The sequence below is a fragment of the Flavobacterium amniphilum genome (assembly GCF_023634845.1).
Lineage (GTDB): Bacteria > Bacteroidota > Bacteroidia > Flavobacteriales > Flavobacteriaceae > Flavobacterium > Flavobacterium amniphilum.
The window spans coordinates 53,758-79,418 of record NZ_JAMLJL010000017.1 but is presented as its reverse complement, the minus strand read 5'-3'; the positions used below and the strand labels follow the sequence as shown (position 1 = coordinate 79,418).

Here is a 25,661-nt window from a genome sequence, read left to right as displayed (position 1 = left end):
GGTTTTAAACATTATCAGAAATAAAATTGTATCAAGAGTGTTTGCAACTGTAAACAGAGGAACACCATATGTTGAAATCAATAAATTTTTAGCTTAAAAATTTGGATTTGATCTTGGAATGCGGCTTTAAGTAGTTGGGATTTTTTCCAAGTCATCACATCAGGACAGAGCCAAATATGCAAAAGATAGCTCCATTAAACCTAAAATCCCAATTTCAGAAAAACACTGTTAGGGTTATTTATTCTAGTTCTATCAATAATTCATTGTTGAGATAAAAACCTTCTCTGTCTGCCTGAGTCATTCCCGAAAAATTTCGTTCTATATATGTCATCAATTCTCCATTTACATTATATCCTTCGTCATTGATATCTGATGTTGGTAGTTGTATGCAAATGATATAATTTGACTTTTTTAAATGTTTTATAACCTTTTTCTTTTTTAACTCCAAGAATTTAGGTTCACCAACAAATTCTATGAACTCTGATATTTCTTCTTCTGCAAGCTCATCAGATTTTCCAATCTCATTTAATTCAATTAGTAATGGTAATCTTTCTGAATCGTAAATTAACTCAAAGTTTGTCCATTCAGAATTGTCCAAATTTTTCACGTCTAAATTTGCCCCAACAGTAAATCCACTTGATTTTAGATTTTCAAGAATCTCACTTATTTTAGGTTTTTTTTGACTAGAACAAAATACTCTCGTGTAATATCCCATAAAGCTTTGTTTAGATAACGCCTAACCCCAAATTTACGCAATTAACTAACTTTTCAAAACGAAACATTCTCTTTGAGAAACTGACAATCCAAAAATCTGATAATCGAACAATCTAAAATTCAATTACCGGCTCCATCTCTCATTGCAAACGAAGCCGGTAAATAGTTATGGTTCCTTAATCAAAATTCAGCGCAATAATATTGGCCACATTTCCAACCCTCGCATCATCAATCATCAAAACACCGGTAGGGAACGGTTTGGTCCACATCAATAAATTAGCGACCCAGGGATTAATATCTTCTGCGGCATGGATAGGGTAGTTGGCATTGGCAACGCTCGTAAAATTAATAATCCAGTCAGCATTGTTGCCCGGAAACATGTAATTGATGAGTGTAGGCTTGATATAGTCATTAAATTTGGTCGAGTCAGTGTACATTTTGTAGGCGTCCTGCACATACACATTCGGACTGGTAAACGGTTTTTTGGTAGCAGTGCTTCCGCCGGTATTGTCGGTCCAGTCGATGGAATGTTCCCTGAAATTGGATTGCACAACCGGTGTATACATCCGGGCAAAGAAGAAAATTTTCCCTTTGGACTGATCTAATGTCGGTATGTCCTGCCCCATGTAAACATGATTGAAAACCGAAGATGTTTTAGAAGTCAGATAGGCATGTAAACGGGTGGAGAAATTAGCCGCGGTTTCCGGTGTGATCTGAAGGATAAAGAATTCATCAGAATTGCTTTTCAGATGATCGAGTACCGAATTTAAAACATATTCCAGTTTAATGTCTGAACTCATTCCATGGTAAATATCCCAGTTGTCTGCAACTCTTAGATCGAAATAGCGAACACCCATGGCCACCTGCTCTTTTATGGTTTGAAATTGTGTCTGGTACCATTGCGTATTTTCTTCCGTTCCTGAATCATGCGCACCCGGAATAAACAAACGGTCGATGGTAAGGCTCTTCCGGCTTGTTTTAGCCAGTCTGGCCATCCAATCCGGCCCGCTGATGTGATCCATCTTTACAAATTTCCACAGCACCCTGAATTTATTGGAAGGAATGGTATCGTAATTGTTGATCTGTAACTGACTTGGAGGTGTGGTTGCCCAAAGTTGGATATCTGTCGATTGCCCTAAGTAACCGTCTTCACATTCCACATGCTTTCCTGCATATTCGATTGTATAATAAGCTCCGAGTTTTTTTACAATGAAATGAGTGTCTTCGGTATCTTTTTTTAAAATGATTTTTCCATCATCTACCGAAACACCGTACCAGTATCCAAGTGGATCGCTCATTTTTACATATTTCAACCGGTATAAGTCGGGTTTACCGGCAGATAGTAAATGAAAACCCCATTCCGGGTCAGAATGTCCGCTTATGGCACTTGTTTGATAGGGTTGGAGGGTAACCGAAACAGTCTGGTCATTTATGTTTGCTTTGCCACCCAGCCAGCAGCATTTTTCACCATCACTGTTTTGTTCATATTGGGAAGGGAAGATCTGGAAATCAATCATTGTTAAATCACTCATGTGTTCGCTTTTTTGAGGTTAATGTATATGTTCTTGAATTGTTTTGATTGTTCCGAAAAGCTACTTTGATGTAGTTTTTGTAACATCTCATACAAAATTACCGCAATGAAAATCACTGTAAATACGTAAAAACCCCCTTTTTGAAGAAAAGACTGAATAATGATTATTGATTGTCAGATTTTTGGATTATCAGATATTCTTTGTTCATGAATCTTTTAATCCAACTGTCTAAGAAGTCTAACAATCTAATTGTCTAATGATCTGATAATCCAAAAATCTGATAATCTCAAAAAAAAAGCCCCAAAGAATCTTTGGGGCTTTTTGCATTAACCAATAGCTATTAATAAAAATATTTATAAGTTGTACTGCCTGATAAAATTCCGGCATCGTATTTTTTTACCAATTTGGTTGGCATATTGCTCGCATTGTACGTGTAGGTATAATAAATCGTAGCCAATAATTCATCATCAGATTTTGCATATTCATATCCTTTGCTGATGTTGTTTACAGTTGAGAAACCAAGTGCATTTCTGAAGTTTGCCGGCTCAATACCTGACATTGGGTGATTTTTGCTGTCATACTCGTAAGTAAAATAACTGTCGTTGAAGCTTGCTTCTCCAGGGTAGTAATACGTCATGTTCTGTCCGGTGTAATCCAGTTCTTCTTCATTGGTTGTAGAATCCAATTCGGAGAAGTCAGGTCTTGGAGAATCCGTGAAATAGTTATGCGGAATAAAATGCTTAATGGCTACCGGTTGGTTGTTGATGTATTCGTATTCGATTTTATCAATATAGTATTCAGTACGGTCCGGATCGTCATTATCTTCTACCTTACGGTCAATGTCAACCTCAATAATGTTGTTGTTGGCATCATAAATAAAGGTTCTGGTTTCAGTTCTTTTTTCAAACGGTCCTTTGTCTACTTGTGTCCAAAGTGACATTCTGCCATCTGCATACTCATAAGTGTTGGTGATGGTGTTCGATTGGTTCTTTACAACAATTTTAGCCAGTAAACCGTCACTGTTGTAGCTGTAGGTATCCGTTTCTACTAAAGGACCGCCAGTCTGGTAAATTTCTACTTTTTTAATTTTACTGCCGTTGCCGCTGCTTTCTGAATCTGTTGAACAGCCCACAGTTAAAGCGCCAAAAAGCGCTAAGAACATAATTTTTCTCATTAGGGGTTGGGGTTAAAAGTTTTAATTGAACAAATTGGGTTATGACTTTTGGTTTTAAGAAAGACATACCCCAAGTGTGGTAAATGTAGGATAAAACTGGATAACTTCAAAATGCTTTGAAATAAAAAAACAAGCAATTATAAAGGTAGGTGAGACGTGCAGTTTCAATGGATAAAGAAGTAAAACCAAATGACTTTGCACCGGCAAACTTCTTGGATGGATATACACCTGATTTTTGTGCAATAAATGAAGAATGTAAGTTTTTAGGTATTTTGTCACACCTGATTTAAGTACAGGTTGACCCATACTTGATCCATACTTGACTCATACTTGACTCATATTAAAGTCATATCAAAGCCATACTAAAGCCATATCAAAGTAGTATCAAAGTAGTATCAAAGTAGTATCAAAGTAGTATCAAAGTAGTATCAAAGTAGTATCAAAGTAGTATCAAAGTAGTATCAAAGTAGTATCAAAGTAGTATCAAAGTAGTATCAAAGTAGTATTTGACTATTAGATTACTCAATTTTCAGATTGTTGGGTTTGATGTTCTCCATTCCTTCAATCTTTCAATCCTTTAATCTGAGAAGTCTAAGAATCTGATAATCCAATAATCTAAAAATCTAATAAAAAAAGCCCTGAATCATCAGGGCTTTTTTTATTAGATCTTAAAGATTCCACCAACAGTGATAATACGCTGCAGGAACCAGAATTCCTGGTCAGCCCTGTCAACAGAATTATGTGTCGTACGGATATCGTTCATATTGATGTAACCGCCTTTTAACTCTGTTTGGATGAAGTAGTGCTTAAAGAAGGTAAAGTTCAATCCTGCTTTGGCAGAAACCCCAAACCCTGAAACATGGAAGTCATCATGACGCTCTTTCCCCAATACTTTGGCATTGGTCTTCGGGAATAAAATTCCGGCTCCCAATCCTTCCGTCAGGTTGATCTGTACTTTATCGCTGTTCCATGTTTTGAATAATTTAGATGAAATATCATCCACTCTTGCAATCTCAGTGTTCACATAGTTCAAACCGTCTGTATGTTCAAACGTAAGGAAATCTTCCGTTAGTAAAACCTGTCCGGGTGCAATAGCTTCTCCATAGGTTCCTCTGTCAGGATAGTACCCGGTGTAATCTACAGTTTTGTTCTGGTACATGACATATTTCATATGGTCTACACCAACCGAAACGTTGTAATGGTCAGAGATAAAATAACCAATACGCAAGTTGGTCTGCGGAATGGTCATCCTTGCCGGATTAAAGTAATCAACATGCCATCCTTTAGGCTTGTCACGCGCCTCTACATTATGTAATGTAAAGTCGTAATCAGCTCCTTTAAAATGAATATCGGATGTTGTAAATGATTCCCGGTTTCCTCCCCAGTAAACATAAAACTTCCCTTTATTATGTGCCGTGTATTTTTCAGGATTTTCGACTGTTTCTTGCGAAAAGGCGTACTGTGAAAAAACACAAAAAGTTAGTACAGCCATTAAAAATGGTTGCTTCATTTTGGGTATGTAAAGAATTAGAATTGATTAACGGTCTGACGGATAGCCACCAGTTTCTTCATCAGGTCTTCAAAATAGTCTAAATGAAGCATATTGGCACCATCACTCTTTGCATTGGCAGGGTCGAAGTGTGTTTCAATGAAGATACCGTCAACACCTACAGCAATACCTGCTTTGGCAATGGTTTCGATCATATCGGGACGTCCTCCGGTTACTCCGGCCATTTGGTTAGGCTGTTGCAACGAATGGGTAACATCAAGAACCGTTGTTGCTAAGTTACGCATCGTCGGGATACCTCTGAAGTCCACAATCATATCCTGATATCCGAACATCGTACCTCTGTCGGTTACCATTACGTTCTCGTTCTGGCAGTCCAATACTTTCTGTACGGCGTGTTTCATACTCTCCGGACTCATAAACTGTCCTTTTTTAAGGTTTACGGTTTTACCGGTATTGGCAGCTGCTACTACTAAATCGGTCTGACGTACAAGGAATGCAGGGATTTGCAACACGTCTACATATTCGGCAGCCATTGGTGCATCTTCATTCGTGTGGATATCGGTTACGGTTGGAACACCAAACTCTTTTCCTACTTTCTGTAATATTTTCAGTGCTTTTTCGTCTCCAATTCCAGAAAAACTGTCGATTCTCGAACGGTTTGCTTTCTTGAATGAGCCTTTAAAAACATAGGGTATTTTAAGGTTATCAGTAATACCGACTAATTTTTCGGCAATACGCATCGCCATTTCCTCGCCTTCAATAGCACAAGGACCGGCTAATATAAAAAAGTTCCCACTATCTAAATGCTTGATGTTAGGGATGTTGTGTAAGTTCATGGTGTTTAAAATTTTTTGCAAATATAGTTATTTTAGTCTTTAGTATAAGCATTCAGTCTCAGTTTGCAATCTACTTTTGGTAAACTGAAAACGGAGACTGTATAGACTATCTTAGTGCATGGCTTCTGATAAATCGACTTTGTTTTTGGATCGTTTAATTAAAAACACTATCGGTATACAACAAAGGAACATGATACCCAGTGCCATGAATATATCCATATAGGCCAGTACGGTACTTTGTTTCAATATGGTCAGATTGAAAACCTCATGTGCTTTTTGTGTCGCTTCGTTAATACTGAAACCTTTGGAACGGAACATTCTTTCCATTGCATTCAATCGTTCCTGTACTTCAAAACGGCTTCCGTCAAGGTTGGCAATTAAATCCACACGGTGCTTTTGTGAGAAACGGGTAATGAATGTTGTAATAATCGCAATACCGAATGATCCTCCTAACTGTCTGAACATTCCCGTAAATGCCGCTCCTTCACCAATATGCTTTCCTTTTAAGGTCGAAAGCGAAAGGGTGGTAATCGGTACAAACAATAATCCTAATCCAATTCCCCTTAAAATCAACGGCCAGTAAAAATGCTCTACTCCGGTATCAGGTGTCATCACATTATGCATCCAAAAGGTAAATCCGAAGAACACAAAGAATCCTACTGCTATCATGTAAGCCTGTGGTACTCCTTTTTGGATCATTTTACCCACAAAAGGCATTAATAAGGCGGTTGTAATCGAACCCGGAATCAAAAGCATTCCGGCATCAAGTGCTGTCCAGCCCAATATCTGTTGTGTATAGATAGGGATGATCAGGGTAGAACCGTATAACCCGAACCCTAAAATGAATCCCATCAAAATACCAATCCGTAAGTTTCCGTCTTTTAATACGCTCAAATTCACAATTGGGTGTTTATAGGTCAATTCCCTCCAGATGAAGGCGAGTAGCCCCATAAATGAAACAATACTTAATACGATTATTGTTGTATTGTCAAACCAATCGTCCTGTTGTCCATGCTCCAATACGAACTGTAAAGACCCAATAAAAGCAGATAAGAATATAATTCCCCACCAATCAACCTGGTTTGCTTTTAGTTTTTCTCCATACTTCGGACTCCGGACGAATGTCAATGTCAGAAAGGTTGCAATAATTCCCAAAGGAATGTTGATGTAAAAGATATACGGCCAAGAGTAATGTTCGATTAAGTATCCTCCTAATGGTGGTCCGAGTGTAGGTCCCACAATTACTCCCATACCGTAAATAGCTTGTGCCATACTACGTTTTGCTAACGGGTAACTTTCGGTAATAATGGTTTGTGCAGTTACCAATAAGGCACCTCCACCTAATCCCTGTATGAAACGGAAGGCTACCAGCTCCCAGATATTGGTGGCATTACCACATAAAAATGAAGCTACCGTAAACACTATGATGGAAGCAGCAAAGTAATTTCTTCTCCCGAATTGCTGTGATAACCAACTCGTCATCGGAATTACAATTACGTTTGCAATTGCATATGCCGTAATTACCCATGCCACATCATTTAAAGTAGCACCCAAAGTCCCGCGCATGTTGGTCAGTGCCACGTTTACAATTGTGGTATCCACAATTTCCAACAAGGCACATAGTACAGCCGTAATGGTAATAATAACCCTTCTGAAACCGTATTCGACTAAATCGTTATCTGCTGTCGCTGCTGCTGTTGCCATTTTTTTCTTTCTAAATGATACAATATGATTGTAGTCTCGCTGTTTTGTTTATTTGATGTGAACATCAACTTCAACGTTCATACCCGGACGCAATAATTTTACTTTGTCATTAGCGCTGTTCAAACTGATTTTAACCGGTAAACGTTGGATGGTTTTTACGAAGTTTCCTGTCGCATTATCCGGAGGCAATATCGAGAACTTAGAACCTGTTGCAGGTGAGAAAGACGCTACTGTTCCTTCAAATTCTTCATCAGGGAAAGCATCTGCTTTGATGGATACTTTTTGTCCCACAACCATTTTGTTCAACTGCGTTTCTTTAAAGTTGGCAATTACCCAAGTCTCATTGTTGTTCACGATATAAAACAATGATTGTCCCGGTTGGATCATTTGTCCCGGTTGGATGGCAATTTTAGATACTTGTCCGTCTGTTGCAGCCGTAACCACTGTGTAGTTTAAGTTCAATTGGGCAGCGCTTAAGATAGCTTTTGCTCTTTCAATGTTGGCAGCCGCTACTTCAGCCTGTTTTGCTGTTACATTTGTTTTTGAGGCAGCAACCGTTTTTTGGTAAGCACTCGCTCTTTGCTGGTCCTGTAATATTTTCACTTGGTTTTGCGCTTCTAATTTAGCTGCTTCTGCCTGTTCGAATTGTTGTTTGGTAATCGAATGGTTTTTGTACAGATTCGCATAACGTTCATAGTCGTTTGTAGCTCTTGTCAGTCTGATTTTAGCATTCTCGATGCTTCCTACTGTCGATTGTACATTCGCATCAGAAACGGAAACATTAGCCTGTGCTGTTCCGATATCAGCTCTTGAAACGGCGTAGTTTTCTTCTGCACCGATTAAAGTAGCTTTAGCTTCTTCCACTTTTACTGCATAATCCCTGCTGTCGATAGTAAATAAAGTGTCTCCTTTTTTTACAAAGTCATTATCCTTTACATATACTTTGGTAATATAACCTCCCACACGCGGAATGATTGGATTCATGTTTTTTTCGATCTGTGCATCATCGGTTGTTTCGTGTGCCAGTGAATGCATGTATTTGTAAATTCCGTATGAACCACCAACAAGGATTAGTATTCCGAATATTAATATGAATCTTTTATTTGTTTCTTTCTTTTTCATGATATCGTGATTTTATTTTTGGGTCAAATTGAATGAATTGATTAGTTTTCCTGTAGCAAACTGTAATTGGTAATATTTTAAAGCAATATCAGCTTGTGACAACGCAAGGTTGATTTTAGTCTGTAACTGTTGGATATCCGCTTCCAGTAAATCGTTTGTTGTCGATAAACTGTTATCGTATTTGTCTTTTACGATGCGGTAGTTCTCGGTTGCCTGTTCAACTGCCTGTTTGTACACTACATTTTGTTTTTCAGATAAGTTGTAGTTTTCCTGTGCCTGTTGTACTTCTTCCTTAATTTTGTCATTCATCATCGAAACGGCTGTTTTGGCTTGTTCAGCTTTTGTTTTGGCCAGTTTCACTTCTTTTCCGTTTTTGAAGATGCTCGATAAATCATAACTCACCCCCACACCAAAATTCATGGCATTGGTTACAGTCATCACATCTTTCAAATCGAAGGCAATATATCCGCCCATTAAGGATACAGAAGGGTAGTAGCCGCTTTGCGAAATTTTAATTCCTGCCTCAGCCGCTTTTTGTTGGAAGGTTAAGGCTTCTAAATCACTTCTTTTAGCTTCCACAGAGGCGCTTCTGTTTAGTAACATATCACTTTTAACCGCTTCAATATCAATGTCAACAATCGTTCCTTCCGGTAGTTTTAATAAGGTAGCCAATTGATAATTGATGATATTGAAATTCTTTTGTGCGTTGTCCATCGAAATCTGGATATTGGATTCCTGTAACTGTGCTTTCAATAAGTCGTTTCTGGCCATCAAACCGTTGTCAACCATTCCGGAGAAGTCTTTTGTACGTTGTTGTGCACTTTTCAGATTTTCTTTGAATAACTCAATCATCTCCTGTGATTGGTATAACTTAGCAAAAAGCTCTACTACATATAAACCAATTTCTTCTTTGGCATGTGTGGCATGGGAAGTTTCAGCTTTATATGCGTTTTCTGATGCCGATACCATGTTTTTCAGTTTGAATCCGCTGAATAAAGGTACCGATGCATTAGCCTGACCTATCATCAACTGGCTTACTTCCATACCATTTGTATTGCCTGAACCAAAAGATGTACTCACATCGGCATTGGTCAGCTGCATGTATTGTCCTGATATTTTCAGATTAGGATACTGATTGTTTTTAACCGTTTCCATTTCCAATTTAGCTGTCGAAGCTTTTAAATTGGCCATAGTCGTCTGGTCACTTTTTTCGACCGCAATACTGATCGCTTCTTTCAGCGACAATGATTTTTTCTCCTGTGCGTATCCTGAGACTATCGCAAAAAGAGCAATTAAGAATGTTATTTTATTATATTTCATGGGTTAAAAGGGCTTTTATGGTTTGTTGGATGTGTTTTGTCAAATCATTTTCAACATATCGGTCAAAATCTGCATCCGTTTCTAAATTCAATATCTCTCTGTAAAATGGCCTGTTCATATGAAAGTGGAAATAAGTTCCCATTATCGTTGGCGGAATCATAGCCACGTTTATGTTCTTGGCAAAAACGCCTTGCTGTTGTCCTTCTTCAATAATATTGTTCAGCATTTCCAGATTCTCTTTTTTCACCTGATTGAAGGCTTCGCAATTGATTTCCCTTTTCTTCATCGAAATCTCGAAGTGGATAATCTGGTACATCCCCCTGTTTTTATTCATCCGCCTGATGTACAATTCAATTAGACGGTTGATTTTCTCAAATGGGGTAACGTCTTCTTTATATAAGTTCTCAATCTGTAAACGCATATCCGATATACGTGTAATGATCAAAGCTTCCAGCAATCGTTCCTTTGAACCGAAGTAATAGGAAATCATTGCCACGTTAACATTGGCTTCTTTGGCAATATCACGTACAGATGCACCATCAAAACCTAAGCGTGTAAATAGCCTTTCGGCTGCCTGTAAAATTTCTAGTTGTTTGTCGTTGAAGTCATTCATAAGACTATGAATTTTAAAATCGGGTACAAAGTTAAACACTCGTTTAAATTAAACGTTTGTTTAAATTATTGTTTAACTTTTCTTTAACAATGGATATTGTTTGGTTTTTGAACATAAAAAAACAGGCTTACATTTCTGAATAGCCTGTTTTACTGCTAATTATAAATAGTTGTGGGGTTTAGCAGTATTAAAATTGAAGCGCTTTTTCTGAAGTAAGATTTTCAATAAAAGTAGGAATATTCGTAACAGGTTCTTCTTTGATGAAGTTGATAAACGAACTTCCCACAATGGCTCCTTTCTGATAATTTGTGGCAGTATCAAATGTTGCTTTATTGGAAATTCCAAAGCCAACGATTTGAGGGTTGCTGAGTTTCATGTCAGATATTCTTTTGAAGTACTGTTCCTGGGTATCACCAAAAGAATTTTGACTTCCTGTTGTACTGGAACTGCTTACCATATAGATAAAACTGTCTGAAACAGCATCGATTTTCCGGATACGGTCATCAGAAGTCTGCGGTGTTATGAGAAAGATGTTTTTAAGGTTATATTGCTCAAATATCTTTTTGTATTCTTTTTCATAAACGTCCAAAGGCAAATCAGGTATGATTAAACCGTCAATACCAATTGACGCACACTGCCTGCAAAAGTGCTCTATCCCGAATTGCAGTATCGGATTGAAATAACCCATAATCAATAAAGGAATAGTAACGGTTTGACGGATGTCTTTCAACTGATCAAAAAGCAATTGGGTGGTCATTCCGTTTTGTAAAGCGACCGTTGAACTTTCCTGAATAGTCGGACCATCTGCTAATGGATCGCTGAAAGGTAACCCAATTTCAAGCATGTCAACCCCGCTTTCCTGCAAAGCTTCTATAATGGATACGGTGTCGTTGAGGTTCGGGAACCCCGCCGTGAAATACACCGAAAGTATTTTCTTTTCTTCCTGTAATTTATAATTGATTCGATTCATTTTTTTAAGTTTTAAAGTTTTCTACTAAGGACTAAGTGCTAATCACTAGTCACCAAAATACTTTATATACGTGTTCAGATCTTTATCACCACGCCCGGATAGATTAATAACTACAATATCATTTTCTTTAAATGCTCTCTGGTCCAGAACAGCTAAAGCATGTGAACTTTCAATCGCCGGAATGATGCCTTCGGTTTTGCATAAATCCAATCCGGCATTCATGGCTTGATCGTCAGTAATTGCCATAAATTGTGCGCGTTCTGTAGCGTGTAAATGGGCGTGTAACGGACCTACACCCGGATAATCCAATCCCGCTGAAATGGAATAAGGCTCGGTAATCTGCCCGTCTTCTGATTGCATCAGTAAGGTCTTGCTGCCATGAATAATACCAATTTTTCCCAAAACAGATGTTGCTGCACTCTCGCCTGAATCTATTCCTTTCCCTGCAGCTTCCACGGCAATCAGTTTTACATTTTCTTCGTCTAAAAAATGATAAAAAGCGCCCGCTGCATTACTGCCTCCGCCCACACAGGCTATCACATAATCGGGGTTTTTTCTGCCTTCTTTTTCTTCTAGCTGAATTTTAATTTCTTCGGAAATGATACTCTGGAATCTTGCAACCATATCGGGATAAGGATGTGGTCCCACTACTGATCCTATGATGTAAAAGGTATCGGTCGGATTATTAATCCAATCCCTGATGGCTTCATTCGTGGCGTCTTTCAGGGTTTTTGAACCGGAGGTTGCAGGGCGCACTTCAGCTCCTAACATTTTCATCCTCGCTACATTAGGTGCCTGGCGTTCAATATCGATTTCACCCATATACACTATGCATCGCAGTCCCATTAAAGCGCAAACGGTTGCAGTGGCCACACCGTGCTGTCCGGCTCCGGTTTCGGCAATGATGCGGGTTTTGCCAAGTCGTTTTGCCAGTAAAATCTGCCCGATGGTATTGTTGATCTTATGTGCACCGGTATGACATAAATCTTCTCTTTTTAAGTAGATTTTGGTGTTGTATTTAGCCGATAAACGTTCTGCATAATAGAGTGGGGTGGGTCTTCCCACATAGTCTTTAAGTAACTGTTGGTAGGCCAACTGAAATTCGGGTGTTGCTATGGCTGATAGGTATTGCTGGCGTAATTCTTCTACATTGGGATACAGCATTTCAGGGATAAAAGCTCCTCCAAATTCGCCGTAAAATCCATTTTCATTAACTTGATATTGCATTTGTATTCAGTTTAAAGTTGTAAAGTTGTAAAGTTTTTAATGTTTGAGTAAGTCGGTTAATCTTTCACAATCGGCGACATTTTTTATTCCGGGCTCAATCTCAAATTTGCTGTTCACATCGATGGCATGAATGGGTAAATTGAGTTTTTGGATGGAAGGTATTTCGTCCAGTCCTATTCCGCCGCTCAAAAAGAAGGGCTTTTCCGAAGGATAACCGTTTAAAATATGCCAGTTGAAGGTTGCGCCGTTGCCTCCATGATACTTTCCTTTGGTGTCAAATAAAAAGTAATCACAAACAGTTTCATAAGGTTTGATGGTATCAAAAGTGAAATCATCATCTACCGGAAATACTTTGATGACTTTGGCGTCTGTCTGTTTAAATGCTTTGCAAAAAGCCGGTGTTTCATTGCCATGTAACTGGACGTATTGTAAATTGTAACGTCTGACTTTGTCTAAAACATCATCTAAATAGGCATCAACAAATACACCCACTTTTTGTGTGGTTTTGGGTAAAGTAGGAATGTAACCTTTAAAATACCTCGGGGATTTTTCATAGAAAATGAATCCCATGTAATCGGGTTGCAATTCAGCTACTTCCTGAATGTTTTCTTCGTATTTCATTCCGCAGATTTTGATTTTCATGGCTCAGGAGATTAAAACATTAATAAATTTTGAAGCCGAAGCACCGGGATTATCGGTTTTCATGAAGTGTTCACCAATTAAAAATCCCTGATACCCGAATTGCTGTAATTCAACAATGGCTCCAATCGAACTGATGCCGCTCTCGGATACTTTAACAAACTCATCAGGGATGTAACTGGCTAATACTTTACTGGTGTCAAGGCTGACTTGAAAGGTTTTCAGACTTCTGTTGTTTACTCCAACCATGTCTAAACTGGGCATGATGGATTTTTCGAGTTCTTCCCTGTTGTGCACCTCCAATAAGACTTCCAGTCCCAGCGATTGGGCAAATTCGGATAAGTGTTTGATCTCGTTTCTGGTCAAACAGGCTGCTATCAAAAGGATAACATCGGCACCATAAGCTTTGGCTTCCAAAATCTGATAGTCATCAATAATGAATTCTTTACGCAATAAAGGAATGTTTACCGATGCTTTGGCTAAAAGCAAATCATCTAATGATCCTCCGAAATATTTTCCGTCTGTCAATACCGATATCCCCGAAGCTCCTGCATTCTGATAGCCTGTCACGACTTCCTCAACACTAAAGGCATGACTGATGACTTGCTTCGATGGGGAACGGCGCTTGTGTTCGGCGATAATCCCAATCGGATTGTTCCGTAAATTCTTGCTTAAAGAATGAGTTCTTTCCCCAAATAGTACTGAGCTTTCCAATTGGGAAACCGGAATGAGCTGCTTTTTGAGTTGTACCTCTCTTTTTTTATCTGTTATAATATGGTCTAGTATCGTCATGTTGTTGTGTTTTTTTGAAATGTTATTATTGTCTGTTGTTGAGGCAATATTGCTGCTTGTGAAGCCTCGACTGCCGCTTGTGGAGCCTCTGTTGTCTATTGTGAAGCCAATATTGCCGCTTGTGGAGCCTCTGTTGTCTATTGTTGAGTCATTATTGCCGCTTGTGGAGCCTCTGTTGTCTATTGTGGAGTCATTATTGCCGCTTGTTGAGCCTTTGTTGCCTGTTGTGGAGCCAATATTACCGCTTGTTGAACCTCCGTTGTCTGTTGTTAAGCCAATATTCTTTATTGTTGAAGCTACATTTTTAAATCAAAACCACTAAGGACTATGGACTAAGAGCTAATCACTAATTACTAGTCACTCAACATCTGTAACTTTTTCAATTTCTCCAATCCCTTTCCACTTAATAAGCTTTCTTTGGCCAATGCAATGCCTTCCACTACCGGAATGTTTTTAACGGTAGCGATGGCCATTCCGGCATTGGCGCAAACTACATTGTTTTGTGCTTCGGTTCCTTTGCCCGATAAGATGTCTAAAAAGATTTCCGCCGATTTTTCCACGGTCACACCGCCCATAATATCATTCTCCTCCAGTTTAACCAATTGGAAATCTTCGGGTTTCAATATTTGTTCGTAATGTTTGGAGATGATTTTGGTGTTACCGGTTAATGAAATCTCATCATATCCGTCCAAACTGTGCAAAATGGTGAAATTGGTTTCGGTGTTTTGGTACAAATAGGCATACATTCTGGCCAGTTCCAAACTGAATACACCCACCAACTGGTGTTTCGGGAAACTGGGATTTACCATCGGTCCCAACATGTTGAAGAAGGTTTTTACGGCTAGTTCTTTTCGTATGGGTGCCACGTTTTTCATCGCTGGATGGAAGAGTGGGGCGTGCAAAACACAAATCCCGGCTTCGTCCATGCATCTCTTCAAAAAATCACTGTCATTACTGAATTTAATACCTAAGTTTTCCATGACATTGCTCGATCCTGAAATCGATGACACGCCGTAATTACCGTGCTTGGCAACCTGTATTCCGGCTCCGGCCGCCACAAACGAAGCTAATGTCGATATGTTGAAGGTGTTCTTTCCGTCACCGCCTGTCCCACACAAATCAATAGTGTTATAGTCTTTTAAGTTGATGGGTATGCAGAGTTCCAGCAACGCTTCCCGGAAACCTGCCAGCTCTTCAATCGTAATGCTGCGCATCATGTACACGGTCAAAAAACTGGCAATCTGTGCCGGATTGTATTGCCCGTTGGAAATGTTGACCAATGCCTGCTTTGCTTCTTCTTTGGTCAGCGTTTCGTGTTGTATGAGTCTGTTTAATAGTGTTTTCATTTTTTTAGTGATTAGTGACTAGTAACTAGTGATTAGCTGCTAATCGTTAGTTGTTATTTTTGAATCGTTTAGGGATGTAAAGGTCTTAGGATGGTAAAAATTACTATCCTGCAATTGTTGCAAAAAAAATATTGAATGGTGATCAGCTAATTACTAATCACTAATTACTAGGTACTTAACTTGTAACCCAATTCTCAAGAATCTTCTTCCCGTCGGGTGTAAGAACGCTTTCGGGGTGGTATTGCACACCGCGTACATCGTATGTTTTATGACGGAGGGACATAATCTCTCCGTTATCATCTACCGAAGTGATTTCCAGTACTTCTGGGAAACCTTCTTTGGAAACAACCCACGAATGGTATCGTCCCACTTCGATTTCCTGTGCTAAACCATTGAAAAGGACTTCATCGGGAACGGTGATACTGACTTTGGTAGCCACACCATGATAGACTTTTTCAAGGTTGGTTAAGCTTCCGCCAAATACTTCCCCGATGGCTTGTTGGCCTAAACAAACACCGAGTATGCTTTTGGAAGGAGCATAGGTTTTGATGACTTCCTTCAGTAAACCTGCTTCATCAGGGATTCCCGGTCCGGGTGAAAGCAAAATTTTATCGAAAGGTTTGAGTTCATCTATATAAAATTCATCATTACGGAATACGGTAACGTCACAGTTCAAATCTTCCAGATAATGAACTAAGTTATAGGTGAAGCTATCGTAATTGTCTATGACTACTATTTTTTTCATTTTTTTAATTGTTAAGTTTATTCAACTGTTTACTGCGACTGCGACTGAAAATTAAATAGTCTCCGCTAACTCAAGTGCTTTATTTAAAGCGCCTAATTTATTGTATACTTCCTGCATTTCGTTTTCCTCATCTGAATCGGCTACAATCCCGGCTCCTGCCTGATAATGCAACTGATGGTTCTTACTCAAAAAGGTTCTGATCATGATTGCGTGGTTAAAATTACCATCAAAATCCATAAAACCAATGGCTCCTCCATAGAAATTCCGGTTGGTGTTTTCAATGTTTTCAATTAACTGCATGGCTCTGTGCTTGGGTGCTCCTGATAAAGTCCCTGCCGGAAAGGTATCGGCAACTACCTGCATAGTGGAGGCATCATCATGCAATTGTCCGCTGACTTTGGAAACTAAATGGATCACATGGGAAAAAAATTGGACTTCCTTGTACTTCTCAACGTTTACCTGATGGCCGTTCCGGCTCAAATCATTCCGGGCTAAATCAACCAGCATAACATGTTCGCTGTTTTCTTTCGGATCTTCACATAACGCTTTGGCTAAATTGGTGTCCTGTTCGTCGTTTCCGGTACGTTTGAAAGTGCCGGCAATAGGATGGATTTCCGCTTTTCTGTTTTTGATAACGAGTTGTGCTTCAGGTGAAGAACCCATGATCTTGAAATTGCCATAGTCAAAGAAGAACAGGTAAGGAGAAGGGTTGATACTTCGTAAAGCACGGTACACATTGAACTCATCTCCTTTGAAACCTTGCGTGAACCTTCTGGATAAAACCAGTTGGAAAATATCACCACGGTAGCAGTGTTTTTTGGCCAAAGCAACATTGGCTTTGAAATCATTATCCGTTAAATTGGAAATTGATGCTCCTTCTTTCGAAAAGGAATAGGAAGCAAAATTCTTCGATTGGATGAGTTGTTCGATTTCTTCAATATTGTTTTCATTGTCAATGCTGTGGCAAAAAATATAAGCTTCGTTTTTGAAATGATTGATGGCAATGATGTTCTGGTAAACAGCATAATAAATATCGGGAATCTGTAAATCAGAAGTTCGTTTTTCAATCGAAACTTTCTCAAAATACCGTACGGCATCATAACTGGTAAACCCGAATAATCCGTTGGTGATAAATTTAAATCCGGTGTTTTGTGTCTCAAACCGCGAGGCAAATTCCTGAATACTTTCTGTAACATTTGTTTGGTTGTTGATTGGTTTTTTAGTCGTGCTTCCGTCAGGAAGTGCTACAGAAATACTTTCGCTTTCCACTTTTATGCTGGCAATAGGATTGCAGCAGATGTAGGAAAAACTGTTCTCATTGCTGTGATAGTCATTACTTTCCAGCAAAAGACTGTTCGGGAATTTGTCGCGGATTTTCAGATAAATACTTACCGGCGTAATCGTATCGGCAAGGATTTGTTTGTAATGGGTATGTAATTTATATGTTTTCATTTCGCTTGACTTTATTTTTTAGTTGTGCTCAATGCTGTTCGCCTTTCAGGCTCGAGTCATTTCGCTGCATTATATTTTTGTTGTGCTCAATGCTGTTCGCCTTACAGGCTCGAGTTATGTCATTTCAGTTTTGGCAATAAAAAAAGGCTTGTCGTGATTGACAAGCCTTTTTATCTATTTTGGTTTTAAAAATACAGATAGGAGGATTCGCTCACGATTTTCGACGTAAGTAATTCCACCACCAAGTATTGTTTAAAATGTTGTTCATTTCTGTTATTGTTTTGTAACGGTACAAAGTTATAGAAATGATTTCCGAATACGCAAGTTTTTTTGATAAAAAATTTTACAGGATTTATTTTGTGTTTTTGTTAATTATAAAAATTTGATAAAAAATTATTGTTTTACGATAATTAATTATTACATTTGCTTTGTAATTTAAATTAGAAATAAATGAAATTAGTTCGGATAATAGCATCTTTTTTGTATCTAGTCACGCGAATAGCATCTTTTTTTTATTTGTTGACAGCAGTTTATGCACTGATTAATTGTTTATTTAAAGGTCCGTTTTTCGAGATAATCGAAAAGAACCGTTTTGCAATTAACTTTCCGTTTACCAACCGGCATTTTCTGTTGGGTTCAGAATATACTGTTGCATATGTGGCAGAAATGGTTTTGGGTTTAATGCTTTATGGTTTGTTCTTTTTGGTTTTGAGTAATGTTTTTAAAACGTTTAAGCAGGAGCGGTTATTTACGAATGAAGGATTGAAAAACTTAAAAGGTTTTTATCAGTTCAATTTGTTGTTGTATCCGGTAGCGGTAATCATTTGGTCACTTTTCAGTATTGAAGATTTTCCTTTTTTTGCCATGATTGTCGCACATGCTATAATGGGGGTTTTTATCTTCTTCATGGCTGCCATTTTTCAGCAAGGGGTTAATTTACAAAACGAACAGGACTTATATATTTAAATTATGCCAATTATAGTAAATGTAGATGTGATGCTGGCCAAGCGTAAAATGCAGTCGAAAGAATTGGCAGAAATACTGGGAATCACTCCGGCAAACTTGTCCATTCTGAAGACAGGAAAAGCTAAAGGTATACGGTTTGAAACTTTGGAAGCCATCTGTAAGGCATTGGATTGCCAGCCCGGTGATGTTTTAGAATACATCAGCGAATAAGTATCATTTTTTAACGGATCAATACTATCGGTTTTTTGACCGACAGGATTTCTTTTGCCTATTTTTTCAATCAATAATCATCAATAACAATTAAAATCATCAAGAAATGAACAGTTTAGTAATTAAAAATCTCCAAAAAACGTATGGAAACGGAGTAAAAGCGATCGACAGTCTCTCGCTTGAAATCAACAACGGAATGTTTGGTTTGTTAGGACCGAACGGGGCAGGAAAATCATCATTGATGCGAACCATTGCCGGTTTGCAGCAACCCGATGAGGGAATCATTGAATTTAACGGAGTAGAAATCGTTAAGAATCCTGATTTTATCCGCAGGAATTTAGGCTATTTGCCACAGGAATTTGGTGTGTATCCTAAAATTTCGGCATATAAATTACTGGAGCATCTGGCTGTATTGAAAGGGATTATGAGCAAAAAGGAACGTCACGAACAAATTATGTTTTTGTTGCAACAGACCAATTTGGTATCACACAAAGATAAAGCTGTGCATACCTTTTCAGGAGGGATGCGCCAGCGTTTCGGGATTGCCCAGGCATTATTAGGAAACCCAAAAATCATTATCGTAGATGAACCCACAGCTGGTTTGGATCCGGAAGAACGCAACCGGTTTAATAATTTGTTGAGTGAAATAGGGGAAGATAAGATTGTGATTTTTTCAACCCATATTGTAGATGATGTTCGTGATTTGTGTACTAAAATGGCGGTTTTGGTCAATGGACAGATTGTATTGCAAGGAAATCCTTTTGAAACGATAGAATCACTGGAAGGTAAAATTTGGACTAAAACCATTGAGAAAGAAGAAATGGAAGCCATTCAGTTAAATCATAATGTTCTTTCGACCCGTTTGTTTGCAGGGAAAATACGCGTGAATGTGTATTCAGAAACGAAATTGGATTCCGGATTTGTAATGGTAAAGCCGGAACTGGAAGATGTATACTTCAGGGAATTGAGTATTAATCAGTCAAAAACAGTGAGCCATGTTTAGAAAATTAGTACAATTCGAATGGCATTATCATACCAAGAGTGTATTGTTTTATGTCACATTTGCGGTCTTTTTTCTATTGGGGCTGCTACTTTCCAAAGCAGGTTTCGGATTCGCAAATGCGTATCGCAATTCCCCATATTTGATCAGTTATATTGTGGGTTTTATGTCAATGATGCTCATTTTTTCCATGACAATTTTTGTGGCTCAAACACAATTGAGAGATAAAGAAACAAAATTTGACGCTATTATCTATGCTACTCCAATTGCGAAATGGCATTATTTGATGACACAGTTTGTATTCGTTTTTTTGGCGGGATCTGTCTCTTTTTTACTGTTCATCGTCGGACTCATGGTTGGGGTTCAATTTGTTTCACCAAGTGAAGAGTTAGGACCGTTTTCAATACTGAATTATGTTGTACCTGCTTTGGTTTTTGCCATTCCCAATACGTTTTTAATCGCTTCATTACTTACGGGTTTGGCTTGGATTTCAAGAAGTAAGCTGATTATCTATGTGGGTGGATTGTTTATTTACATTTTATATGTGATTGGTTCGATATTTTCCAATTCGCCTATTTTTGCCGGAGCTTCACCTGCAACACCGGAAGCGATGAGTCTGACGGCTAAATTAGATCCCTTCGGATTAGCGGCTTTTTTTGAGCAAACCCGTTATTGGACTGCTTTTCAAAAGAACAATCATTTTGTTTCGTTAACCGGAAATCTATTGTTTAACAGAGTCTTATGGTTTTGTATTGCATTGGCAGTCATTTTCATTTCGTATCAAATTTTTTCTTTCAGAAAAATGAATGAAAAGAGGAAAAAAACACCGAAAATTGCTAAGAATGATTTAAAAGTAACTAAAAAGCAAGTATTTCCTGAAACAGAATTTCAAACGTTAAAGCATAATTTTAATGTTATTAGAAGTTTTGTAAAGATTGATTTATCGTTGATTCTTAAAGGAATTCCGTTTGTATTGATTGTTATCATGTTAACGGGTTTACTTACTATTGAAATATCCGATGAAATTGACGGTGGACGCCGCATGGCCGAAAGTATCACCACCACCGGTTTAATGATTTCCACTTTGATGGATCGCTTACCGGTTATTCTGATTCTGATTCTTCTTTTTTATAGTAATGAATTAATCTGGCGAAGCGAATCTGATCGTTTTGCAGCATTGGAGAATGTTACACCACATCATTCCGGAATGGTTTTTATATCAAAATTGGTTACTCTGACAATAGTTCCCATTTTGCTTATTTTTTTAGGAATTTGTATTGCCATTGCTTTTCAGTTGGCAAACAATAATGCACCAATTGAATTCGGATTGTATCTTTCGTTGTTCTATTTTTTAGGATTGCCAATGTTACTGATTTCGATTTTGATCATGACCATTCAGACTCTTATTCAAAACCGATATATGGGTTTGGTATTGGCTTCGGTAGTAGCTATTGTATTATCAACATCCATTGGTCAGATGATTGGTGTTACTTATCCGTTATTCCGTTTTGCTGATGTTCTTAAAATTGAGCACTTTGATATGAACGGTTTTGGCCAATACAAGTTTTCCTTTTTAGTTAAAATGCTGTACTGTACCGGTTTTTCACTCATCTTATTGTTTTTAGGTAGTATAGTATGGAAACGAAATGCTTCTTTAATCCAAACTTTCAGAACTAAACAGTTAAATTTATTTCAGAAAGCAATGCTGGTTTTGGGTAGTTTGTTGTTTATGGGATTTGGTTCTTACACTTTTTACGAAGTGAATGTCAAAAAGGAATATTTGACAACCGATGAGCAATTTAATTGGCAGCAGCAATACGAGGAAAAGTACCGGAAGTTCCAAAAAATCAATCAGCCAACTATTACATCTGTAAAAACTGCGGTTGATTTATTTCCGGAAGAAAATCGTTATAATGTAAAAGGAAGTTATGAACTGGTGAATAATTCTAAAGAACCGATTGACAGTTTACTTTTGTACATAAGTGACCAAATTAACATGGAATCTGTTTCGATTCCTGATGCGAAAATATTGTCAAAGGATGAACGTTTCGGACATTCCTGGTACAAACTCAATACACCTTTAATGCCAGGGAAAAGCTTTAAAATGAGTTTTTCGTTTACATCTTCCTGGTCAGCTTTTACAGGACATACACCATTTAATTCAATTATTGATAACGGATCATTTATGCGGATCAGTAATTATTTTCCGGGTTTCGGATATCAGACGGATAATGAAATAACCAATTCCAAAGAGCGTAAAAAACGAAACATGCCGGATGAAACACTAATTCGTAAGTTAGAAGATACAGAAACACAACCCTATGATTTCATTGATTTTGATGCAGTGGTTTCAACTTCAGAAGATCAAATAGCTGTTGGAATAGGCGATTTAATGAGTCAATGGAAATCGGAAGGAAGAAATTATTTTCATTATAAGTCGGATGGAAAGATTCCGTTTCGTTTTGCATTTTCTTCAGCCAGATATGAAGTAAAAAAAGAATTATACAAAGGAATTTCCATTGAAGTGTATTACGATAAAAGACATGGAAGAAATATCAATGAATTGATTTCGGCTACTGAAAAAACACTGGATTACTGTGTGGAAAATTTTGGTCGGTACCCTTATAAAACCATACGATATGCCGAAGTATCTGCTTTTGCCGAAGGTTTTGCCGCAACTGCTTATCCATCGACATTGTATATGAAGGAAAACTTCGGATTTTACAGCGATATAACCCGTGGGGACAAAGAAGACATCATCAACCAGTTGGCCGGCCATGAGCTGTCACATCAATGGTGGGGAAATGCCCAATTCAATCCTGAAGAAAAAGAAGGCGGTTATATTTTAACCGAGATGCTGGCCATGTATACGGAAATCATGTTGTATGAGAAGCGCCATGGTTGGGATCGTGCTTTGGAAACACTGCAAATTCATCAGGATTTATATTTGAGCAGCCGTAGTTTTGCCACAGAAATGCCATTGTATAAAACCCATTATGACACACCTCATTTGCCTTATAACAAAGGAACGGTTGTCATGCATCAGTTAAGAATGCTGATTGGAGAGAAGAATGTCAATAAGGCCTTACGGAGTTTAATGGTTAACTATGCCTTTCCCGAAAAAGCGGCTGATACCCGTGATTTTTTGAAAGAAATTTACAAGGTTTCACCTGAAACCATTCATCCGAAAATTGATGAATTATTCAGGCAGATTGTAACGTATTCGGCGAAAATCAATTCGGTCAGTTCCAAAAGGGTTTCGGATAAAAAGTATGAAGTTACTTTTGAATTGGCCACTTCCAAATTTCGCGAAGACGGAAAAGGAAAACAAACTTTAATCAAAAATGATGCTAGCATTGATGTGGCGCTTTACGATGCAAACGAAAAGAAATTCATTCAGACTTTCCCGATTGTCAACAACAAAGTCAAAGGGAAAATGACACTTTACTCAAAACCTGAATCCATCGAAATTGATCCTAATTTGATGATAATGGATACTTTTTTAGAGGATAATGTGAAAAAAATTGATTGAATCGGTATGTTTTAAGTTCCCAAATACTAAAGGCTTGTCTTAAATGACAGGCCTTTATATTTCAGAATTGATTTTTATAAATAAATTCTTTCAAAATATGTAACAGATACCTGTGAATCGGGACATATTGACTTTACTAATCAATAATCAATTATGAAAACCAAAATTTTGTATGCATTAAGTGTGTTTAATGCCATTGTACTTTCCTTTTTAATTTTTTCGTTCACCTCAAAAGACGATTTATCCACTTTAAATTTTGAAGATAAAATCATTAAAGTGCGTGGTGTTGTAGTGGTTGATTCGTTAGGAGTTGAACGTGTTATTATGGGGGCTAATCTGCCGGAACCAAATAATATCAGAGGAAATAGAAAAGGCTCGCGCAACGGACAACAAATTTCAGGTGTTATGCTTTACGACAGTGACGGTGAAGAAAGAGGAGGATATGTTACTGATGATGAATATGGCAATGCTTTTTTAACATTAGACTCAAAAACAGGTATGAACTTTATGGCACTTGCATCCCCAAATGGAGAAGGATATGTTCGCTTGAATGATGATAGGGGAAATAATAAAATCGTTTTTAAAGCATCTGAAGAAGAATCAACTATAGAAATTACTAACGGTACAAAAAAGAAAACAATAAAAAATGAAAATTAAATTTTTAGCCGCACTCCTAATTTTTGGTATTCAGCAAAATATCGCACAAAACATATTTGTTCCAAAATTAACCGGTAACAACGCTGCTTCTTTAACAGATGTAGTCTATGTAGGAAAAAAAGATTCGGTTCTTGTATCGAAATACAACGGGCAGATTAATTTGGTACTGAACAATAAAAAAAATGTAAAAGAAATAGCTAATCTGAAAGATGAAGTGTATGCTTTAGCCTATCATCCAAAATCGAAAGAAATTATTGCTTCGACCTTAGGGAATGGTGTTTTCGTTATTGATTTTCCTTCGGGAAAAATTAAACAAAAGTTACCGGTAAAAGACTCCTGGACCAACACTTTAAGGTTTTCATCTGATTTCAAATACCTGATCGGACAAAACCAGAATAAGCAAACAATACTCTGGGAAGTAGGTAAAAACTATAAAAAAGTTGAATTGGATTCTAAATTTCCATCAGGAACTACAATAGATATAAAAGATAACACTGCCACAGTTTTTGGTATCAAAAAAATGGTGAAATGGGATATTAATACTAATTTGGAAACGGAAAGCAGGGAAGTAGAAGTCTCATTTTTTTCAGATATTGATAAACAAAACAATATCGCTTCAATTTACTTGAATGAATTCATTATTTATGATTACAATAAAAAGAAAAGCACTTTTAAGTTGAGGCATCCGGATTATAAATACACAAATGGAGGAACCGGAAAAAAAGAAGAATTTACCGATGAAATCAGTTTAGGGATTTCAAGTGTTAAATTTTGTAAGGATTTCATACTGTCAAGCGGTGCCGATAATTCATTCAGAATCTGGAATAAAAATACAGGGAAATTGCTTAAAACATTTTGGGAACACAAAAGAACAGTAAATAAGATTGTTTGCTCAGAGGACCAAAGCCAAGTAGTTACCATCGATCTGGGAGGAGGAATCTATTTCAGGGATGTAAATAGTTTTTAATAAAAAAGCCAGCTGAAAAGCTGGCTTCTTGTTTTTGGGTCAAATTTGAGTTTGATTAGTATTTTAAATTTACATTTAATTCAAATTCGTCATCAATTGCTTTATCAGCTAAAGCTCCGAAGTTTTTAGAAGCATATTTGATGTCATATTTAGTTCTGTCAACCATCAATTTAGTTGTAGCAACACCTTTGTTAGCCACGATATCAAAAGTGATTGGAGCAGTGATTCCTTTGATTGTTAAATCTGCATTTACTGTGTAAGTGTTACCTGATTTTGCACCAATTGATTTGAAAACTAAAGTTGCAGTAGGGAATTTTTCAACAGCAAAGAAATCATCATTTTTTAAGTGACCGTCTAATTTACCTTTCCATTCACCTTGTAAATCTGTTGTGTTGATAGTAGTCATATCCACTACGAAGTTTCCACCAACTAATTTTTTCCCGTTGAAAACTAATGCACCTTCTTTTAGAGTGATGTCTCCACTGTGTTGACCACCTACTTTTTTGGCTAACCAAAGAACTTTACTCTTTGAAGCGTCTACTTTTTTAGTTGTTTGTGCAGTAGCAGTTAATGTTCCTAAAGCTACCACTAATGCTAAAGCGATTGATTTTAAATTTCTCATGTTTAATTTGA

Annotated in this window: 24 protein-coding genes; 7 read left to right on the top strand and 17 right to left on the bottom strand. The window is 37.6% G+C overall.

The genetic code is table 11. The features are described from left to right. Positions 1 to 238: 238 nt before the first annotated feature. The 13 genes from NAT51_RS16420 to trpC form a co-directional block, all read right to left on the bottom strand. On the bottom strand, positions 239 to 715 hold the full coding sequence (locus NAT51_RS16420) for a hypothetical protein (RefSeq protein ID WP_250600603.1): 477 nt from the start codon (positions 713 to 715) through the stop codon (positions 239 to 241). 175 nt (positions 716 to 890) lie between these two features. Continuing rightward, the gene (locus NAT51_RS16415) at positions 891 to 2,246 is read right to left on the bottom strand and encodes a phosphatidylinositol-specific phospholipase C domain-containing protein (protein ID WP_250600601.1); all 1,356 of its coding nucleotides are present in this window, start codon (positions 2,244 to 2,246) and stop codon (positions 891 to 893) included. Between the two features lie 340 nt (positions 2,247 to 2,586). Then, on the bottom strand, positions 2,587 to 3,420 hold the full coding sequence (locus NAT51_RS16410) for a hypothetical protein (RefSeq protein WP_250600599.1): 834 nt from the start codon (positions 3,418 to 3,420) through the stop codon (positions 2,587 to 2,589). 661 nt (positions 3,421 to 4,081) lie between these two features. After that, positions 4,082 to 4,930, bottom strand: a complete 849-nt coding sequence (locus tag NAT51_RS16405) for a hypothetical protein (protein ID WP_250600597.1) — start codon at positions 4,928 to 4,930, stop codon at positions 4,082 to 4,084. Positions 4,931 to 4,947: 17 nt separating this feature from the next. Further along, entirely contained in the window at positions 4,948 to 5,766 is an 819-nt protein-coding gene (gene kdsA / locus NAT51_RS16400) for a 3-deoxy-8-phosphooctulonate synthase (protein ID WP_250600605.1), read from the bottom strand. A 111-nt stretch (positions 5,767 to 5,877) separates the two neighbouring features. Continuing rightward, positions 5,878 to 7,470, bottom strand: coding sequence for an MDR family MFS transporter (locus NAT51_RS16395; protein ID WP_250600596.1), 1,593 nt, complete (start codon positions 7,468 to 7,470; stop codon positions 5,878 to 5,880). 48 nt (positions 7,471 to 7,518) lie between these two features. Next, complete coding sequence (locus NAT51_RS16390; protein ID WP_250600594.1) at positions 7,519 to 8,592, bottom strand: HlyD family secretion protein; 1,074 nt, start codon at positions 8,590 to 8,592, stop codon at positions 7,519 to 7,521. A 12-nt stretch (positions 8,593 to 8,604) separates the two neighbouring features. Further along, positions 8,605 to 9,912, bottom strand: a complete 1,308-nt coding sequence (locus NAT51_RS16385; protein ID WP_250600592.1) for a TolC family protein — start codon at positions 9,910 to 9,912, stop codon at positions 8,605 to 8,607. After that, positions 9,902 to 10,525, bottom strand: coding sequence for a TetR family transcriptional regulator (locus tag NAT51_RS16380; RefSeq protein WP_250600590.1), 624 nt, complete (start codon positions 10,523 to 10,525; stop codon positions 9,902 to 9,904). The genes NAT51_RS16385 and NAT51_RS16380 overlap by 11 nt, the downstream gene beginning before the upstream one ends. 187 nt (positions 10,526 to 10,712) lie before the next feature. Then, positions 10,713 to 11,495 (bottom strand): tryptophan synthase subunit alpha, encoded by a 783-nt coding sequence (gene trpA, locus NAT51_RS16375; RefSeq protein WP_250600588.1) that lies wholly within the window; start codon positions 11,493 to 11,495, stop codon positions 10,713 to 10,715. Between the two features lie 45 nt (positions 11,496 to 11,540). Continuing rightward, complete coding sequence (trpB, locus tag NAT51_RS16370; RefSeq protein ID WP_250600586.1) at positions 11,541 to 12,722, bottom strand: tryptophan synthase subunit beta; 1,182 nt, start codon at positions 12,720 to 12,722, stop codon at positions 11,541 to 11,543. Between the two features lie 36 nt (positions 12,723 to 12,758). Next, the gene (locus NAT51_RS16365) at positions 12,759 to 13,364 is read right to left on the bottom strand and encodes a phosphoribosylanthranilate isomerase (protein WP_250600584.1); all 606 of its coding nucleotides are present in this window, start codon (positions 13,362 to 13,364) and stop codon (positions 12,759 to 12,761) included. 3 nt (positions 13,365 to 13,367) lie between these two features. Further along, positions 13,368 to 14,153: an indole-3-glycerol phosphate synthase TrpC gene (trpC, locus tag NAT51_RS16360; RefSeq protein WP_250600582.1), complete on the bottom strand. Its 786-nt coding sequence runs from the start codon at positions 14,151 to 14,153 to the stop codon at positions 13,368 to 13,370. Between the two features lie 28 nt (positions 14,154 to 14,181). Between trpC and NAT51_RS16355 the strand changes: the two genes are divergently transcribed. Beyond that, on the top strand, positions 14,182 to 14,475 hold the full coding sequence (locus NAT51_RS16355; RefSeq protein ID WP_250600581.1) for a hypothetical protein: 294 nt from the start codon (positions 14,182 to 14,184) through the stop codon (positions 14,473 to 14,475). 31 nt (positions 14,476 to 14,506) lie between these two features. Here the strand turns inward: NAT51_RS16355 and trpD are convergent, their stop codons facing one another. From trpD to NAT51_RS16340, 3 genes are all read right to left on the bottom strand, one after another. Beyond that, positions 14,507 to 15,499, bottom strand: coding sequence for an anthranilate phosphoribosyltransferase (trpD, locus tag NAT51_RS16350; protein ID WP_250600579.1), 993 nt, complete (start codon positions 15,497 to 15,499; stop codon positions 14,507 to 14,509). A gap of 175 nt (positions 15,500 to 15,674) precedes the next feature. Then, positions 15,675 to 16,244, bottom strand: coding sequence for an anthranilate synthase component II (locus NAT51_RS16345; protein WP_250600577.1), 570 nt, complete (start codon positions 16,242 to 16,244; stop codon positions 15,675 to 15,677). 51 nt (positions 16,245 to 16,295) lie between these two features. Beyond that, positions 16,296 to 17,696: an anthranilate synthase component I family protein gene (locus tag NAT51_RS16340; RefSeq protein WP_250600575.1), complete on the bottom strand. Its 1,401-nt coding sequence runs from the start codon at positions 17,694 to 17,696 to the stop codon at positions 16,296 to 16,298. Positions 17,697 to 18,146: 450 nt separating this feature from the next. Here NAT51_RS16340 and NAT51_RS16335 point away from each other — a divergent pair, with 450 nt between their 5' ends. The 6 genes from NAT51_RS16335 to NAT51_RS16310 all read left to right on the top strand — a co-directional run bounded on the left by NAT51_RS16335 (position 18,147) and on the right by NAT51_RS16310 (position 25,028). After that, positions 18,147 to 18,662, top strand: a complete 516-nt coding sequence (locus NAT51_RS16335; RefSeq protein WP_250600573.1) for a DUF2975 domain-containing protein — start codon at positions 18,147 to 18,149, stop codon at positions 18,660 to 18,662. Positions 18,663 to 18,665: 3 nt separating this feature from the next. Next, on the top strand, positions 18,666 to 18,872 hold the full coding sequence (locus NAT51_RS16330) for a helix-turn-helix domain-containing protein (protein WP_073311884.1): 207 nt from the start codon (positions 18,666 to 18,668) through the stop codon (positions 18,870 to 18,872). 106 nt (positions 18,873 to 18,978) lie between these two features. Then, on the top strand, positions 18,979 to 19,875 hold the full coding sequence (locus NAT51_RS16325) for an ABC transporter ATP-binding protein (RefSeq protein WP_250600571.1): 897 nt from the start codon (positions 18,979 to 18,981) through the stop codon (positions 19,873 to 19,875). After that, positions 19,868 to 23,404, top strand: coding sequence for a M1 family aminopeptidase (locus tag NAT51_RS16320; protein ID WP_250600569.1), 3,537 nt, complete (start codon positions 19,868 to 19,870; stop codon positions 23,402 to 23,404). Before NAT51_RS16325 ends, NAT51_RS16320 begins: the two co-directional genes overlap by 8 nt. A 153-nt stretch (positions 23,405 to 23,557) precedes the next feature. Next, positions 23,558 to 24,061 (top strand): hypothetical protein, encoded by a 504-nt coding sequence (locus NAT51_RS16315; protein ID WP_250600567.1) that lies wholly within the window; start codon positions 23,558 to 23,560, stop codon positions 24,059 to 24,061. Continuing rightward, the gene (locus NAT51_RS16310; protein ID WP_250600565.1) at positions 24,051 to 25,028 is read left to right on the top strand and encodes a WD40 repeat domain-containing protein; all 978 of its coding nucleotides are present in this window, start codon (positions 24,051 to 24,053) and stop codon (positions 25,026 to 25,028) included. The genes NAT51_RS16315 and NAT51_RS16310 overlap by 11 nt, the downstream gene beginning before the upstream one ends. Positions 25,029 to 25,083: 55 nt before the next feature. Here the strand turns inward: NAT51_RS16310 and NAT51_RS16305 are convergent, their stop codons facing one another. Further along, positions 25,084 to 25,650, bottom strand: a complete 567-nt coding sequence (locus NAT51_RS16305) for a YceI family protein (RefSeq protein WP_250600563.1) — start codon at positions 25,648 to 25,650, stop codon at positions 25,084 to 25,086. Positions 25,651 to 25,661 lie beyond the last annotated feature (11 nt).